Here is a 15,272-nt window from a genome sequence, read left to right as displayed (position 1 = left end):
AGCGGTGGTGGGCGGAAAAGCCGAAGGTGATCGCTTTTTCCGTTCTTCTCGACCCCTTGAGTGCGCCTATAAAATCAATCCTGTCAGATAGTTACGTCGCTTTCGTGCTGTTTGGCTTTCACTAAATTCTCAAGGAATCACCGATGAGCAACATCGAAAAAGTCCTGGTTACCGGAAAAACCCACACCGCCCTGAGCAGCGCTGGAAACACTTCTCAGGGGCACAACGGCAACCTCGACATCGAACTCTCGACGCCCGGGAACGCCAAACCGGCCCACGTCTTCGCCGCTACTCAACCGCATCCGACCGCCGAACAGTTGTTTGCCGGGGCATGGTCGGCCTGCTACATCGCCGCCGTTGGCTTGGCCGGCAAAGAACTGAAGGTAACGATTCCAGCCGACGTGTCCGTCGAGGTCGAGATCGATCTGGGTCAAACCGGGAACGCTTACTTCCTGCAGGCGCGGTTCAATGTACGGCTGCCAGGTCTCTCGCATGAGGTCGCTTGCGCTGTCGCACATGCTGCGGACCAGATGTGCCCTTACTCGAAGGCAACGCGCGGCAATATCGACGTTTCATTAAATGTGCAGACGTCGTGATTTAACTTTCTGCTTTGTTACCCAGGCTATAAAAAACACCGATCCGGGTTGTTACAACGCCCGCCATAAATACCTATTTGTCGTTAGGGTCCCGTCAATCAAAGAGGGGATCTACGGGTGGCTTCGCGCCTTGGGAGCCTGATATGTCAAAACACATCAAACAACTTCCCCTGACCAGACGTAATTTTTGCGGCGCTGCTGCAGTGACTTGCGCTGTCGCACCGCTAGGGTTACTCGGTTTATCCATCAGGACTGACGCTATGACTAATACTTCAACAAAAACAAATAGTGTTTTCGCTGAAATACGGCCCTTTCATTTCAGCGCTAAAGAGGCTGATCTTTCAGAGTTGCGCAGGCGTATAGAAGCAACACGCTGGCCGGACAAGGAAACCGTCAATGATTCCTCTCAAGGTGTACAACTGGCGACGATCCAGAAACTGGCCAAACACTGGGCGACCCAGTACGACTGGCGAGTCATCGAATCGAAGATAAACGCAGTTCCAAACTTCGTTACGAATATTGATGGCCTGGACATCCATTTCATTCATGTCGGCTCAAAACACGAGAATGCGTTGCCACTGCTGATGGCTCACGGCTGGCCAGGGTCGGTGATCGAGTTGATGAAAGTCATTGGGCCACTCACCGATCCTGTGGCGTATGGCGGTAGTGCTGGCGAGGCGTTCAGCCTGGTGATTCCATCGATGCCGGGTTACGGCTTTTCGGAAAAACCGACCGTGGCTGGTTGGAATCCCGATCGTATCGCCGATGCCTACATCGAGCTGATGAAGCGTCTCGGATACACCCGGTATGGGGCGCAAGGTGGCGATTGGGGGGCTATCGTTGTCGACTTGATGGCTGCAAAGGCACCACCTGGCTTGATCGGTATTCATTCGAACATGCCCGGCGTCATCCCTCCCGAACTAGATGCGGCGTTGTTTCGCGGTGATCCGGTGCCCAGCGGTCTTTCTGAGGAAGAGAAGCGAGCGGCTGATCAACTCGCCAATACTTACAAGCACATCGGTTACGCGATCATGATGGGTGATCGGCCTCAGTCGCTGACAGGTCTCAACGATTCACCCGTTGGGCTGGCGGCCTTCATGCTTGATCACGATCCTAAAAGCTACGAGATGATTGCGCGTTCGATTGACGGACAACCGGAAGGTCTCACGCCCGATGACGTCCTCGACAACATCACGCTGTTCTGGCTGACCAAAACGGCTGTTTCTTCGGGGCGGCTCTATTGGGAGAACAAGTCAACATTCTTCGCCGTCAAGGGCGTCAACATCCCGGTCGCGGTTAGCGTGTTTCCTGATGAACTGTATGCGGCGCCGAAAAGTTGGTCGGAGCAGGCCTATCCCAAACTTGTGCATTACAACGAGCTTCCCAAAGGCGGGCACTTTGCTGCATGGGAGCAACCGCAACTGTTCTCACAGGAAGTCCGGGCCGGGTTCAAGTCGATGAGGTAAGTGACAGGCCCACAGGCATCGAAGTACTGATCTTGTCATGATCAGAATGGCTCGGTTCGGATCGTTGATCGTCATGCGTGAAAGTGATCCGGACCGTGCGATCAGGGGGAATTCCGTTGAGCCGGTCGTCGGCCTTCACAGGCCTGATAGACCTGAAAGCGACGACCGTAGCAGTGAGCACTTCCGATACCATCGCATGCGACGTATAGTCTGACCTTGCAGTCCTTTCGTCTTTGGCCACAGAGAACGCTCATGAAATCCACCAAAAAGACAGCTGCCCTCGACCTGAAGCTTTCCGACTTCCTGTGTTTTGCGGTTTATTCCTCTAACCTCGCTTTCGGCAAGGCTTACAAGCCAATGCTCGAACGGCTCGGACTTACCTATACGCAATACATCACCCTTGTTGTGCTGTGGGAAGAAGACAACCAGACCGTTGGCAGCCTTGGCGAAAAGCTGTTCCTCGAATCCAACACCCTCACGCCGATCCTGAAGAAACTGGAAGCGATGGGTTATCTGTTGCGCCAGCGCGACCCGGAAGACGAACGCCAGGTACGCATCAGCCTCACAAACGAGGGGCGAAAACTGCGTGAAGGCCTCACGGAAGAAGGCTTCCCGCAAACCGGTCTTGATCCCGACGAATTCGTGCAAATGCAGAAAGCCATTGTGAAATTACGGGACAACCTCATCCGAACTACGAAAGACAGGGAATAAGCCGTTTCGAATAAGCAGTGTGCATTGCCGCAGGGGCCGAGGCGGACCCGACAGCGTCAAAACAAATGAATCGGTCCCGTGCTCGCATGATCGCTAGTGGCTACTTCACTGCGCCTCCCTGCTTGATATCTCCGCAAAAAATATCGACGTTGCCACTCTCCGGAGCCGTTCGCACGACAATGGAATACTCGCCGGAAAGCAGGTCTTGCAGGGCGATCGGTGCACTTCTTGAGAACGACCAGCCGCGCACAGCTTCGCGCTGGGTGTTGACCTTGTCGTTCATTGCAAAGGCCACTGGCCCGGGTTGCTGGCAGCTGCCTTTATGGATGAAGCTATAGAGACGCAAGGGCAGAGTCGCTCCGCTTGGAGCACCACTGATGAAGAAGCTGAGTCCGGTTTGTTTGTCCCAGCTTGCCAGCGTCACGTTGCCGATCTGCCCGGTGTTCTGTCGGGTGGCGACCAAGGGGACAGACACGCCATGGTCTGTTGAAGTGGCGCAGCCGAAGAGGCTTGCGCTGATCATTAGGATTGCAAGTGAGTGTCGGAGGTTCATTGCCAACTCCTGCGTAAGAACTGCAATGGGTGATTAGCCGGTATAGCTCATTTATCGCCGCCCGGTGCTGCTTGTGCCAATTCTCCCTGACGCTCAGCCAACCCCTCCAACCCCTCCACGGAAGGCACAAAAAAACAACCCCCCGGTCACCGTACTGAAATCCAGCAGCCGGTCATAATTGCCCTCCGGCCTGCCCACGAACATGTTCTCTCCAGCATCAGCTCAAGCGGCGCAGGAGAGCGTGCATACTCCCTCTAAAAGCATTTGTTTCAGGCGTCTACGTCCTTCCGTCCCGGGCAATACACCGCCAATCGTCGCCTCCAGCACCGTGACGCCCTTGGCGTTGAGTATTCTGACTTCGGCTTTTGCATGACCGCGCTGATCTGCAACGGCTTACTTCCACCCTCGTCATGAAACGGGTCATTCAGGACAGGCCGCTTCCTTTGTGATTGTGTGGGCGAGGTGCTCGGGTTGCCTGTCGGCCCCCGCAGCACCTCGTCTGAATCGATGCTGTTCAATCAGGCTTTGCTGGCCGCCAGATAGGCGCCGAGGCGTTGTCCCATTTGCTCGCCCAAGGCTTGCAAGGCGCTGAATGGGCGGACCATCACCTCGAACTCAACGATTTTTCCCTGTTCATTGAACCGGATCATGTCGATGCCCTTTAACTCTTTACCGCTGACTTTGGCGCTGAACTCCAGGACGACGCTCAAGCCGTCGGCTGTCGACAGTTCGCGGTGATAGGCAAAATCCTCAAATACATTGACTACCGTGTTGAGAATCATCGATACCACGGCCGCTCCCGGGTAGGGTGTGTGGGCCATCGGCGAGCGGAATACCGCTTGCGGGTCCAACAACTCCGGCAGGGCGCTCAAGTCACCCTTGCGGATCATGTCGTGCCATTGCTTCAGGGAGTGTGCAGCGTTGGGGTGCAGGTTCAGTTCAGACATTTTCAACTCCTGTATTTTTGTTGTTCTGTAGAACGCTTCAGTGTTGCACATGCAGTGTCGCCCGATGGCTTGCCGCAAGACCCTAATAGTGCCGCCAGGAGCGACTGGCGGCTATGCGAATCTACTAAAAGTAGCTCACAAAAAAGCCCGGCGGGTCAGGCCGGGCTTTGTTGGGTACCGCTGTGAAGCCATTCATTCAGGCAACGCGGTTTTCGATCAGACGATCCGAGCCGCCTTCGGCAACGCGGTTTTCGATCAGGCGATCCGAACCACCTTCGGCAACGCGGTTTTCGATCAGACGGTCGGAACCACCTTCAGCAACGCGGTTTTCGATCAAACGATCCGAGCCACCTTCGGCAACGCGGTTTTCGATCAGACGGTCCGATCCACCCTCAGCCACACGACTTTCAATCAGACGATCCGAGCCGCCTTCAGCGACAACCGGGTGAGCAGAGGTAGCGGCGAAAGCGTTAACTGCAAAAACCGAGAATGCGATGCTGAGAAGGAGTTGGCGTTTCATGATTGTGTGCTCCGGGGTGTAGTTGTTTGGTATGGAGGCGATGTTACGCCCCGGAGTTTTTAAGAGAACTTCATTGAGTTAATGGTGACTATTGATGCTGTCAATGGCTGGTCGAGACCGCCGTCGGCCTGTCAATGATCAGCGACACACAGCTCCCCGGTCGCGCGTATCAATGCCTGACCATGCAGCTGGTCCTTGATCAGGCCGGCGCGCGCCTCACCCAGCCAGTCCGGGCATTTCGGGTCTTTGCGATAGGGCGCGAACTCAGCGTATTGCTGCAACAGACGGTTTTGCAGCTCATCCAGTTGGGGCCTGATCTGCCTGGCGAGGTCCGGCCGCGGTGTGTCAGGCGCCTTGCCGGCCGCCCGCCAATTAGCGATAAGCCCGTACTGCACGAGCTTGTTGGCTTCAATCTGTGCGGCGATCAACTCGGCGACCTGTTCCGGGTCCAGTTTGCGTTTAACGGCCATCTTCCTGGCGTTAGCGATAACTTGCGCTTCACGGGCACTGTCCTGGATTGGTTTGCCGCTGTCCCACTTGGTCAGCGCCACCAGATCACCAATGCTCAGGCGCTCGTTCATCGTCACCAGCAGCGGTTGCAAACTCTCGGGCACCGGGGAGGGCGTGCTCGCCTGTGCGCCGCCAGCGAATAAAACGATGAGGGCGCAGGTCAGCAGTTGCGGGATGCGTGGGGAGCGGGGCATAAGCAAAACCTCGTCAGAACTCAGGACTCACACAATCAGGTGGTGTGTATCACATAGGGGCGCCAAGCATACAACGCCTGGAGCGCCCGCTGAGTTAGACTGAAACTCAGAACAAACATACTGATTTCAGTCATCACTGTGCAGATTCATGGACAGTAAGGCTGCATGTTCATCATGAAGCGGGTAGACCACAGTGAACCAACTTTTAGCAATGCGTGCTTTTGTACGTGTTGTGGAAACAGGCTCTTTCAGTCGGGCCGCAGACCAACTGGCGCTGCCACGTTCGACGGTCAGCAAGTTGATAACCGACCTCGAAAGGCATCTTGGCATCCAGCTGATGCACCGAACCACCCGTGCGGTCGCCGCCACATCGGATGGGCTGGAGTACTACAGTCATGCGACGCGTCTGATTACCGAACTGGATTCTGTGGACACCGCTGCGCGAGGTAAAAAGCTCAAGCCAGGCGGACACCTGCGGGTCGATGCGCCAGCCTCATTCGCCAGTTGCCTGCTGATTCCCGCGTTGCCTGCTTTTCATCGCGAGTATCCCGATATCACGCTCGCGTTAGGCATCAGCGACCGGCCAGTGAATATCGTTGGCGAAGGCGTGGATTGCGTGATTCGTGCCGGTGAACTGGATGACATGACGATGATCGGCCGCACGCTTGTCGACCTTCACTACGTGACCTGCGCGGCCCCCGCTTACCTCAAACGCATGGGGAGGCCGTCTTCCCCCAATGATCTCCAGACTAACCATGTTCAGGCTGGCTACTTCTTTGCCGCGACGGGTAAACCGGAACCCTTGATTTTCGAGAACGGCACTCATCGATATGAAGTCGCTGACTGCGAATTTTCGACGAATGACGGCAATGGCCTTAAAGAAATGATGCTCGCGGGACTCGGTATCGGGCAGCACTTCAGGCGCATTGTTCAGCCCTATCTGGACACTGGCGAGTTAGTTGCCGTTTTGGAAGACTGGTCTCGTCCAGCCATGCAGTTTCATGTCCTCTATCCACCCAATCGACATCAAAATGCCCGGCTAAAGGTTTTTATCGATTGGGTGATTCAGACATTCAGAGAAGAGTCGTCCGTCCATTGAAAACTCAAGGAACAATGGCCGTAACGCGGATTTCAATGCGCATCGTCGGAAGACCCAGCACCGCGACTGCGAGTTGTGTCCAGATGGGGGCGTGGTTGGGCATGTAATGGCGATACAACCTGGCCATCGTCTCGTTGACTATCGGGGGGAAACCTCCCACATGATAAGAGTTGACGTGGACCACATGCTCCCAACTGGCACCCGCCGTGGCCAGGGTTCGCCCCAGGTTTTGAAACGCCTGAGCAATCTCATCCTCGATCGATTCGGGAATCTGCAGTGCGTCATTCCAACCGCCCTAGCCTGACGTCTCCACACGATCGCCAATTTTTACGGCTTGCGAGTAGTGCAACGCATTGAGGAGCGTTTCCCCATAGCCGGGGGTAACAAAAAACTCGGGCTTGTTCATTGTGCTTCTCTGTTCAGTTCGATTGTCGGCAGAGCCTTCTACCTGTTGCCGATGCTAATAGACGGAATGGAGGATCAATAGCCGTTAAAACTGCCATGACTAACCATGTGCATGGATAGTTGGATTTGCGTGATGCATAAAAAAACTCAGCCAAGAGCGCGGGTCTATGCTTTAACTCCTCAGATATCCACGTTCTCCGGGAAATCAGACCGCTTGATCCGTCCCCGTCTACAAGTATTTCCTGCGAGGTTTCATGCTCTGGTCGAGAGGATAAACCGATGCACGACTATTACGATTTAGGCACCTACAGTCGCCCGGTGATGACGAGCTCACCCCAGACCCAACTCTGGTTCGATCGAGGTTTGATCTGGTGCTACGGCTACAACCACGACGAATCCATTCGCTGTTTCCACAAGGCAGCCGAACACGACAGCGAGTGCGCGATGGCCTACTGGGGCATCGCCTACGCCTCGGGGCCCAACTACAACAAGCGCTGGGATGCCTTCATAGAACAAGAATTGAAAGAAGCTGTGACCCGTGCCCGACTGGCGACGCACACCGCGCTGGCGCATCTAGACGGCGAAAAAGCCGGTCGAGCAGGCGCTGATTCGGGCGTTGGACAAACGTTACCAGGCTGATGAAGCGATCAGCCTTGAGCAACTCTTCGGCTGGAACGACGACTACGCGGCGTCGATGCGCGATGTCTACAAAGCCTTCCCTGATGATCCCGACGTCGTTGCGCTGTTTGCCGAAGCGTTGATCGACCGCCTGGCAATTATGGGACCTGAAAACCGGTGCGCCGGCACCGGGCGCCGACACCCTGGAGGCGGTGGCCGTGCTGGAGACAGCGCTGCGGCGGATGGAGCAGCACGGCGATGCGCCGCACCTGGGCGTGCTGCTCATGTACGTCCACACGATGGAAATGTCGCCTTACCCGGAGCGTGCGTTGCGCGCCGGTGACGTCCTGCGTGACCTGGTGCCGGATGCCGGGCATTTGCGTCATTGCGGAAACCGAACAGCAACTCTTCATCAATGCCCTGACCCGAGTGTCGCCAACACGTTACATCTTCAACAACACCTGCCTCGACATCCTGGCGGTGGACGGCGCCATGCTGCGCGGCGAAATTGAGTACCGCAATGGTAACTACGACAACGCGTTTGTCTACCTGCGCGAGGCACTGGCATTGGACGACAACCTGCCTTATGACGAGCCATGGGGCTGGATGCAACCGGTCAGGCATGCCCTGGGCGCGCTGCTTCTGGAACAGGGCAGGGTAGAAGAAGCCTTGCAGGCCTATCGGGCCGATCTCGGACTGGACAACACCCTCGCCCGCGCGTCCTGGCATCTGGACAATGTGTGGAGCCTCCACGGTTACGTGGAATGCCTGAAACGCCTGGGACGGGACGCTGAAGCCGCGGCGGCCAAGACTCGGCTTGACCTGGCCATGGCGCGGGCTGATGTGGAGATTACGGCATCGTGTTTTTGCCGGGTGGGTGAGCGATGCTGCAAGTGATGCACAAAAGTCCGACAGGTGAAGCTAATGCCGATGAGGTAAGCCGTAATGCGATCTTTAGCCGCTGGCGAAGCCTGCGTTCGGTTCGGGCCGCGCTCGGCCCCAACAGTCGTGAAATCAGAAGGAGAGCTGTTTCAGGAAGACCAAAAACTAAGGTTCCACGACGGGCGATCTGGAACAGATTGCCGCAAGTGTCGTCGAACATAGCCGTACTGGCCGGTCCCATACCCATGGCATCAGGACAATGTCTTTGTGGGGCTGTACGCTTTTCCCTGGGGGTTGAACCGCGATTTTTTTATCGCTGCCATTGCACCCTGTGCCGCAAGCAAACCGGGGTCGGCCATAATCTCGCCACGCTGGTCAAAGCTAGCGACTTTCGATGGGAAGAAGGGCAGGGCGCGATTCAATGATTGACCCAGGACCTTCTGACATCTGAACCTCGCAGCGAAAGCGAACCTCGGCTTTGGGTCACCCGGAATCAGGCTCATCCTTGAGTCAATGCGCGGTACTAGGCTTGTTGTTTTTTGGGGCTCAGCGCGATCTATACCAGTATCGTTGCAATCGCCATTCGACCCTTGAGCCAGTGGATCAAGGGCCTTTCAAGGCTACGTCGGTGGGAAGGGAAAACAATAGGAACCTTGTTAGTTGCGCTCGGGGTTAATGTAGCTTTTCAGCAGCGACAAGACCGGTTTGACGACCGGCTGCTGTTGGCCGATTGCTGTCTGTTGTCAGTAGCTCGGGCCAGCAGCCTTTCCTGTGAGCCGCGAGGGGGCAAAAGAAAGTAACGTTTGCAGGGCCCTCACGGCTGATCTTGGTTGTTTTCAGAAACGGCGCTGAACAACTTCTCTAATTCGGTGGTATCGGGGGCCCGGTGACATGGACTGCTCACTCAGAAGCAAGCGAGACCCTCCCCTTTACCTGTTGGGTATCAGCGGCCGTCTGGCGACCCACCTTGAACCATGCGGCGTACAACGCAGGGACAAAGAAAATCGTCAGCAGTGTCGCCACAGTGAGGCCGCCCATGATCGCGATCGCCATCGGCCCCCAAAACACACTTCGTGTGAGCGGGACCATTGCGAGTACGGTGGCCAGCGCCGTGAGCATCACCGGACGCGCTCGGTGAATGGCTGCATCCAGCACAGCATTCCAAGGGTCGCGCCCCTCGGCGATCTCGATTTGCACTTGATCGATCAGGATCACCGCGTTCCGCATGATCATGCCTCCCAGAGCGATGATGCCCAGGATCGCTACGAAGCCCAGCGGCGACTGAAACACCAGCAGCGCCGGCACCACACCGATCAAACCCAGCGGTGCGGTCAACATCACCATCCACATGCGGGAGAAGTTCTGCAGTTGCAGCATGAGTAACAGCAGGATGGTGATTAACATCAACGGAGCCACCGCGAGTAACGCCTTGTTGGCCTTGTCACTTTCCTCAACCGCTCCGCCCACATCGATGCGGTAACCGGTCGGCAGCTTGACTTCGATGTCCTCAAGCAACGGCAGGATTTCCTGCGTCACCGATACACCCTGCTCTCCATCCTTCACGTCGGCACGCACAGTGATCGCCATGTCTCGGTTGCGGCGCCACAGTACCGGCTCTTCCAGTTCTGAGCGCACTTGTGCGACCTGCGACAGCGGCACCACAGTGCCCTGGCGCGTGTAAAGGTTGATGTTTTTCAGTGTGTCGAGATTCAAGCGTTCCTCTGGCACGGCACGGGCCACGATGTCGATCAGGTCCTCGCGCTCACGCAGCTGCGACAGGGTTGCGCCGTTCATCACGGTCTGGGTCGCCAATGACATGTCGGCCGGCGTGAGGCCAAGCGCGCTCGCCTTGTCCTGATCAAGCTCCACTTTCAGCGTACGCACCGGGTCGTTCCAGTCGAGCTGGAGGTCGCGCACCTTCGGGTTGGACGCAACCACCTTCTCCACGTCTCGGGCGATCTGGCGCACCTTCTGGGTATCAGGCCCTACGATGCGGAACTGTACCGGGTAGCCGACAGGAGGCCCCAACTCGAGCCGGGTCACGCGCACCCACGCCTGTGGGAATTGTTGGTCAGCCGAGGCCACCAGCCGCGCACGTACCCGCTCGCGTGCATCCAGATCTTTGGTCATCACAACGAACTGGGCAAAACCCGGATTGGGCAGCTCGGGGTTGAGCGAGAGATAGAAGCGCGGCGCGCCAGCGCCGGTGTAGGCGGTATAGAAACGCACGTCTTCGTCCTTCGCCAGGATCTCCTCCATGTGCTTGACCTGCTCGGTCGTCGCGGCGAACGAGGAGCCTTCCTTGACGCGCAGGTCAATGACCAGCTCAGGGCGCGAACTGTTGGGGAAGAATTGCTGCGGCACCAGCTTGATACAGGCCAGAGCAAGCACCAGAGCGCCAACCGTCGCACCGATGACCACCCAGCGGCGCTCAATGGCGGCGTCGATCAGGCGGCGCAGGCTGCGGTAGAACGTGGTGTCGTGCGGATCAGCGTGCTGATGCTTGCCCAAGTCGTTGGGCAGCATCTTGACCGCCAGGTACGGTGTGAAGATGCCGGAACAGATCCACGAGAACAGCACCGCGGCACCGACGATCCAGAAAATGCCGCCCGCATACTCGCCGGTGGTGGACTTTGAGAGGCCGATCGGCAGGAAGCCCACGACGGTGATGAGTGCGCCGGTCAGGCGCGGCATGGCGGTTGACTGATAGGAGAAGGCAGCCGCTTTCACGCGATCCATGCCGGTTTCCATCTTCGCCACCATCATTTCGATGGCGATGATGGCGTCATCCACTAGCAGTCCCAACGCGATAATCAGTGAGCCGAGCGAGATGCGCTCGAGGTTCCAGCCCATCGCCAACATCACCAGCGCCACGCCGCCCAGCACCAGCGGCACCGTGGCCGCGACCACGAGACCTGCGCGCCAGCCCAGGCTGGCCAGGCTCACCGCGATCACGATAATCAGCGCCTCGGCCAGCGCGCGCCCGAAGTCCAGGATTGCATCCTTTACCGTGGTTGGCTGGTCAGCCACCAGCTCCAGCTCCACGCCGTGCGGAAGTTCTGACTGAATCTTGGCGACTGCCGTGTCCATTGCCTTGCCGAGGTCCACGATGTTGCCGTCGCTGGTCATTGTGATGCCGAGCATCAGCACTGGCTGGCCGTTGTGACGTACCGTGTAGGTCGGCGGATCCTCGAAGCCACGTGTAACGGTTGCGATGTCGCCGAGCTTGATCAGCCGGCCGCCCGCGGAGATGGGCACGTTGCGGATGGCCTCTTCGCTGGCGAATTGTCCACTCACGCGCACCATGACGCGGTCGCCGCGGGTGTCAATCTGGCCTGCGGGCAACATCGCGTTCTGGCTCTTGAGGCTTTCGGCGATGGTCAGCGGTGTAATGCCCAGTGCTGCCAGGCGCTCGTGCGAGAACTCGACGTAGACACGCTTGGCCTGCTTGCCGATGAGATCGATCTTCTTGACCATCGGCACCTTCAGCATCTGGCGCTTGATGTCCTCGGCCGCGTCCGACAGGTCGGCGTGGCCGACACCGTCGCCCTTGATGGCGTACATCAGGCCATACACGTCGCCGTACTCGTCGTTCAAGATCGGGCCGATTACGCCGTCAGGCATCTCGAGGCTCAGGTCGTCGAGTTTCTTGCGCGCCTGGTACCAGGCTTCTCGCTGGTCAGCCTTGGAAGTGCCGCCGCGCACGGTGAGCGTCATCCCTGCGTAGCCTTGGCGCGCGTAGGTGACCACCTTCTCGAAGTTGTCGATCTGCTCGAATTTCTTCTCCATGCGATTGAGGACCTGGTCCTGCAACTGCTGGGCAGTGGCGCCCGGCCAAATGACCATGGCGGTCATGGAAGGCACGGAAAAGTTCGGATCTTCGAGTTGGCCGAGCTTGGTGAAGCTGAAGGCGCCGGCCGCTGCGACAATGAGGAGCATGAAGAGGACGATGGCGCGATGGCGCAGCGCCCAGTCGGTGAGGTTGAAGTTGTTCATCGGGCGGCCTGCTGCGTGGTATTCGCGTCAACGATCGCAACACCGGGGAGCGCGACCTTCAGTCCGGACGTCATCTTCTGTACGCCAGCGGTGATGACCAATACGCCAGCCTGCGGCCCGGAGACGAGTACCTCATCATTGCGGTAACCCCAAACTGCCACACGCTCCAGATCGACGATGCCAACCGGATCCTTGCCCGTGGGCGTGACCACCCACAGCGCCGGCTGACCGCCGATCTGCGTCAATGCCGTGGCTGGCACTGCCGCCACAGAGACACTTGTCATGACTCGCTCGGCCATCACCGTGGCGGTGGCGCCCAGCGGCAGCGCCTGCAACGGCTTGAGCCGCGCGCGATAGGTGCGCGTCTGTGCTGCAGCCTGTGGCGACAGCTCACGCAACGTGACATCGAAGATCTCGTTCGGCGCACTGGCCAGCGAGGCCTTGAAACGCGCGTCCTTGAACACGGCCAGTTGATCCTCGGGCACGTCGATGACGATCTCGGATTCGCCAGGATTCGCGATCAAGACAACCGGTTGCCCCTCCGGTACGACCTGTCCGGCCTCAAAGCGGACAGCCGTGACGACGCCGCTGCGCGAGGCGCGCAGCACGGTGTACTTGAGCCGGTTGCGCGCGAGTTCGAGCTTTCGCGCCTCGGCCTCGGCGGTCGCATGCGCGGTTTGGGCATTTGTCTGCGCGCGCTCGGCGTCGGCCGCGCTGACCGAGCCGTCAGCCTTCAGCGCGGTCAGGCGCTGGCGGTCCGAGTCGGCTTGGCGCGTCTGCTCGACGGCAACCGCCCACTGTTGTCGCGATGCTTCCTCAGCGAGGCGGTAGTCACTGTCATCCAGCACAGCCAAGATGTCGCCTTCACGCACAAACTGGCCTACATCGACCTTGCGCTGGGCTACCTTGCCGCCCACGCGGAAGGCCTGGTCGACTTCATGTCGCGACTGTACGGTGCCCACATAGCGACTGATGTCGCGGGCATTGTCGTAGCTGATTGCAGCGGTGTGCACCGGTCGTGGCGCCTGCACGGTGGGCTGGTCGGGGCTACACGCGGACAGCATGACGGCGACGGCCAAGGCGCCGGCCGCGGTAAGGGAATTCTTCAAGGCGGTTCCTCTTTGGAAAACGACAGATACTTAGGAAAGTGGTGGCCGGTCGGCTTTGGCGGATGCGGTTGAGTTGGCGGGTTGTTCGAACACCTGCCAGCCCCCGCCCAGTGCTTTGTAGAGCTGCACGCTATCGAGCAGCAGGCGGGTGTTGCTTTCGTTGGAATTCAGGCGTGCCGCCAGGCGCGCCCGCTGCGAATCCAGCAGTGGCAACAGGTCGATTTGCCCGCGGTTATAGAGCGACTGGGCGCGGTTCTGCGCAGCCTCCGCGGACGCGGCGGCCAATTGCAGCGACCCGGAGCGGCGGCGTTCCTGCGCAAGCGTGACAAGGGCGTTTTCCACATCCTCGAGCGCCCGTACGATGCCGTCCTCGGCGCGTAGCAGCGCCTCTTGTTGAGCACTTTCGGCCGCTTCGTTGATCGCTTGCGTGCGCCCGGCGTTGAAGAGCGGCATCGCCAGCAGGCCCGCTACGTTGGTGAAGCGCGCAGCGCCTAGATCAGCACCGTTCAGGCTAAGGCCCTGACGGCCAAAGGACGCACCGAGGAAGAGTTGCGGGAACCATTCAGCTTTCGCTTGCTGGCGTCGCGCATTGGCGGCGTCGAGCTGTGCCATCAGCGCCAGTACGTCAGGTCGGCGTTGCAGCAACTCGGCGGGTTGGCCGGGCTTGGCCTCGGGCACGTCGGTCAAATCACCTGTGGCAGGCTGGATGTTCGTGGTGTTGAAAGACTGGTCGGCGATCAGCACCGCGATACGGTGACGTGACACCGCCACTTGAGTTTCCAGCGGCGGAATCTGCGCCCGCGCCGACAAGGCATCGGTCTGCGCGCGTTCGACGTCGAAGGCGGATGCCAGCCCCACCTGTTGACGCGCGGCGACCAGACGCAGCGTCTCATCCTGCATCGCCGAGATTGCGCGCAACGTTGCGACCTGGCGCTGTGCTCCGACCAGTGTGAAATAGTTGCTGACGACATCGCTCATCACCAGCAGGCGTACTCCCTGCATGCTGTGTTCCGCGGCTAGCGCATCGGCGTCGGCCGCCGCTGCGCCGGCTCGCAGACGGCCGCTCAGGTCGAGTTCCCAGGAGACGTCCAGACCCACACTGGTGGTCTTGGTATCCGGATAACCCTGTTTTATTGCTGAGTTGTAACCGCTGCTGCGGTCACTGCCGGACACGGATGCACCGACGCTCGGGAGCAGCCAGGATTGGCTGACCGTCTCTCCGGCACGCGCGGCACGCAGGCGCTCGGCGGCAATCTTGACGTCGCGGTTCTCACGCGCGGCTCGCCGCACCAGATCCGTCAGCAGCGGGTCGTGGTAGACCTCCCACCAGGCCGCCTCGGGCTCCATCTCGGAGGCTGTGCTTGCGGCAAAGTTGTTCGGCAGGTCGATTGATGGTTTGACGACTGGCGTGGAACAACCGAATAGGCCGAAGGAGATCGCAGTGCCAAGGGCTGCCGCAGTAACGAAGCCAGTCGTGCGCTCGGTGCGCTTTAAGGTTGTTCGACCGGATTGATGGGACAGCGGATGGGAAGTGGAAAATCGCGACATCAGAGTGAACTCGTGTAAATGCGAGGTTGCATCAGCGTAGGTTCGGGTGCGCGCGAAGTCGTCAGCGAACCGTCGCCGTTCGGTCGCCATGCGCTCATGTATGTTTATGTTGGAAGGA

General features: G+C 58.7%; 14 protein-coding genes and 2 pseudogenes. 7 read left to right on the top strand and 9 right to left on the bottom strand.

Annotated elements, in window-relative coordinates; all coding sequences use genetic code 11:
- The first annotated feature begins 143 nt into the window (after positions 1 to 143).
- From ACA068_RS18010 to ACA068_RS18000, 3 genes are all read left to right on the top strand, one after another.
- Positions 144 to 596: an Ohr family peroxiredoxin gene (locus ACA068_RS18010; protein WP_497303671.1), complete on the top strand. Its 453-nt coding sequence runs from the start codon at positions 144 to 146 to the stop codon at positions 594 to 596.
- A gap of 260 nt (positions 597 to 856) precedes the next feature.
- A complete protein-coding gene (locus ACA068_RS18005) occupies positions 857 to 2,062 on the top strand; it encodes an epoxide hydrolase family protein (protein WP_497303670.1) in 1,206 nt (401 codons plus the stop codon).
- Positions 2,063 to 2,314: 252 nt separating this feature from the next.
- The gene (locus tag ACA068_RS18000; protein ID WP_497303668.1) at positions 2,315 to 2,773 is read left to right on the top strand and encodes a MarR family winged helix-turn-helix transcriptional regulator; all 459 of its coding nucleotides are present in this window, start codon (positions 2,315 to 2,317) and stop codon (positions 2,771 to 2,773) included.
- 100 nt (positions 2,774 to 2,873) lie between these two features.
- Here ACA068_RS18000 and ACA068_RS17995 read toward each other — a convergent pair whose 3' ends face one another.
- The 5 genes and pseudogenes from ACA068_RS17995 to ACA068_RS17975 form a co-directional block, all read right to left on the bottom strand.
- Positions 2,874 to 3,326, bottom strand: a complete 453-nt coding sequence (locus tag ACA068_RS17995; RefSeq protein WP_497303666.1) for a hypothetical protein — start codon at positions 3,324 to 3,326, stop codon at positions 2,874 to 2,876.
- A 47-nt stretch (positions 3,327 to 3,373) separates the two neighbouring features.
- Positions 3,374 to 3,574 (bottom strand): annotated as a pseudogene (locus ACA068_RS17990) (hypothetical protein); the annotation flags it as partial.
- 270 nt (positions 3,575 to 3,844) lie between these two features.
- Positions 3,845 to 4,273 (bottom strand): nuclear transport factor 2 family protein, encoded by a 429-nt coding sequence (locus ACA068_RS17985; RefSeq protein WP_497303664.1) that lies wholly within the window; start codon positions 4,271 to 4,273, stop codon positions 3,845 to 3,847.
- Between the two features lie 196 nt (positions 4,274 to 4,469).
- Positions 4,470 to 4,793, bottom strand: a complete 324-nt coding sequence (locus ACA068_RS17980; protein WP_462027654.1) for a hypothetical protein — start codon at positions 4,791 to 4,793, stop codon at positions 4,470 to 4,472.
- A 131-nt stretch (positions 4,794 to 4,924) separates the two neighbouring features.
- A complete protein-coding gene (locus ACA068_RS17975; protein ID WP_497303661.1) occupies positions 4,925 to 5,497 on the bottom strand; it encodes a chorismate mutase in 573 nt (190 codons plus the stop codon).
- Positions 5,498 to 5,690: 193 nt separating this feature from the next.
- Between ACA068_RS17975 and ACA068_RS17970 the strand changes: the two genes are divergently transcribed.
- Complete coding sequence (locus ACA068_RS17970) at positions 5,691 to 6,596, top strand: LysR family transcriptional regulator (RefSeq protein ID WP_497303659.1); 906 nt, start codon at positions 5,691 to 5,693, stop codon at positions 6,594 to 6,596.
- A gap of 4 nt (positions 6,597 to 6,600) precedes the next feature.
- On the opposite strand, the gene ACA068_RS17965 is transcribed toward ACA068_RS17970, so the two are convergent.
- On the bottom strand, positions 6,601 to 6,867 hold the full coding sequence (locus ACA068_RS17965; protein ID WP_497310624.1) for a Rid family hydrolase: 267 nt from the start codon (positions 6,865 to 6,867) through the stop codon (positions 6,601 to 6,603).
- Between the two features lie 413 nt (positions 6,868 to 7,280).
- Between ACA068_RS17965 and ACA068_RS17960 the strand changes: the two genes are divergently transcribed.
- The 3 genes and pseudogenes from ACA068_RS17960 to ACA068_RS17950 form a co-directional block, all read left to right on the top strand.
- Complete coding sequence (locus tag ACA068_RS17960) at positions 7,281 to 7,640, top strand: hypothetical protein (RefSeq protein ID WP_497303657.1); 360 nt, start codon at positions 7,281 to 7,283, stop codon at positions 7,638 to 7,640.
- 345 nt (positions 7,641 to 7,985) lie between these two features.
- Positions 7,986 to 8,516, top strand: a complete 531-nt coding sequence (locus tag ACA068_RS17955; RefSeq protein ID WP_497303655.1) for a tetratricopeptide repeat protein — start codon at positions 7,986 to 7,988, stop codon at positions 8,514 to 8,516.
- Between the two features lie 230 nt (positions 8,517 to 8,746).
- Positions 8,747 to 8,920, top strand: a pseudogene (locus ACA068_RS17950) (GFA family protein); the annotation flags it as partial.
- 481 nt (positions 8,921 to 9,401) lie between these two features.
- Here ACA068_RS17950 and ACA068_RS17945 read toward each other — a convergent pair.
- From ACA068_RS17945 to ACA068_RS17935, 3 genes are read right to left on the bottom strand one after another with little or no spacing between them, the layout of a single operon-like run.
- The gene (locus ACA068_RS17945) at positions 9,402 to 12,497 is read right to left on the bottom strand and encodes an efflux RND transporter permease subunit (protein WP_497303653.1); all 3,096 of its coding nucleotides are present in this window, start codon (positions 12,495 to 12,497) and stop codon (positions 9,402 to 9,404) included.
- Positions 12,494 to 13,606 (bottom strand): efflux RND transporter periplasmic adaptor subunit, encoded by a 1,113-nt coding sequence (locus ACA068_RS17940; RefSeq protein ID WP_497303651.1) that lies wholly within the window; start codon positions 13,604 to 13,606, stop codon positions 12,494 to 12,496. The genes ACA068_RS17945 and ACA068_RS17940 overlap by 4 nt, the downstream gene beginning before the upstream one ends.
- A 30-nt stretch (positions 13,607 to 13,636) precedes the next feature.
- On the bottom strand, positions 13,637 to 15,154 hold the full coding sequence (locus ACA068_RS17935; RefSeq protein WP_497303649.1) for a TolC family protein: 1,518 nt from the start codon (positions 15,152 to 15,154) through the stop codon (positions 13,637 to 13,639).
- Positions 15,155 to 15,272 lie beyond the last annotated feature (118 nt).

It is taken from the genome of Pseudomonas sp. LBUM1660, assembly GCF_059695935.1.
This window is presented reverse-complemented; position numbering and strand designations above follow the sequence as displayed.

Bases quoted from the DNA above. Each gene is read 5' to 3' on its own strand.
- ACA068_RS17980 (WP_462027654.1), bottom strand. From the start codon at position 4,793: ATGAAACGCCAACTCCTTCTCAGCATCGCATTCTCGGTTTTTGCAGTT.
- ACA068_RS17935 (WP_497303649.1), bottom strand. From the start codon at position 15,154: ATGTCGCGATTTTCCACTTCCCATCCGCTGTCCCATCAATCCGGTCGA.
- ACA068_RS18005 (WP_497303670.1), top strand. From the start codon at position 857: ATGACTAATACTTCAACAAAAACAAATAGTGTTTTCGCTGAAATACGG.
- ACA068_RS17955 (WP_497303655.1), top strand. From the start codon at position 7,986: ATGCCGGGCATTTGCGTCATTGCGGAAACCGAACAGCAACTCTTCATC.
- ACA068_RS17985 (WP_497303664.1), bottom strand. From the start codon at position 4,273: ATGTCTGAACTGAACCTGCACCCCAACGCTGCACACTCCCTGAAGCAA.
- ACA068_RS18000 (WP_497303668.1), top strand. From the start codon at position 2,315: ATGAAATCCACCAAAAAGACAGCTGCCCTCGACCTGAAGCTTTCCGAC.
- ACA068_RS17975 (WP_497303661.1), bottom strand. From the start codon at position 5,497: ATGCCCCGCTCCCCACGCATCCCGCAACTGCTGACCTGCGCCCTCATC.
- ACA068_RS17960 (WP_497303657.1), top strand. From the start codon at position 7,281: ATGCACGACTATTACGATTTAGGCACCTACAGTCGCCCGGTGATGACG.
- ACA068_RS17995 (WP_497303666.1), bottom strand. From the start codon at position 3,326: ATGAACCTCCGACACTCACTTGCAATCCTAATGATCAGCGCAAGCCTC.
- ACA068_RS17945 (WP_497303653.1), bottom strand. From the start codon at position 12,497: ATGAACAACTTCAACCTCACCGACTGGGCGCTGCGCCATCGCGCCATC.
- ACA068_RS18010 (WP_497303671.1), top strand. From the start codon at position 144: ATGAGCAACATCGAAAAAGTCCTGGTTACCGGAAAAACCCACACCGCC.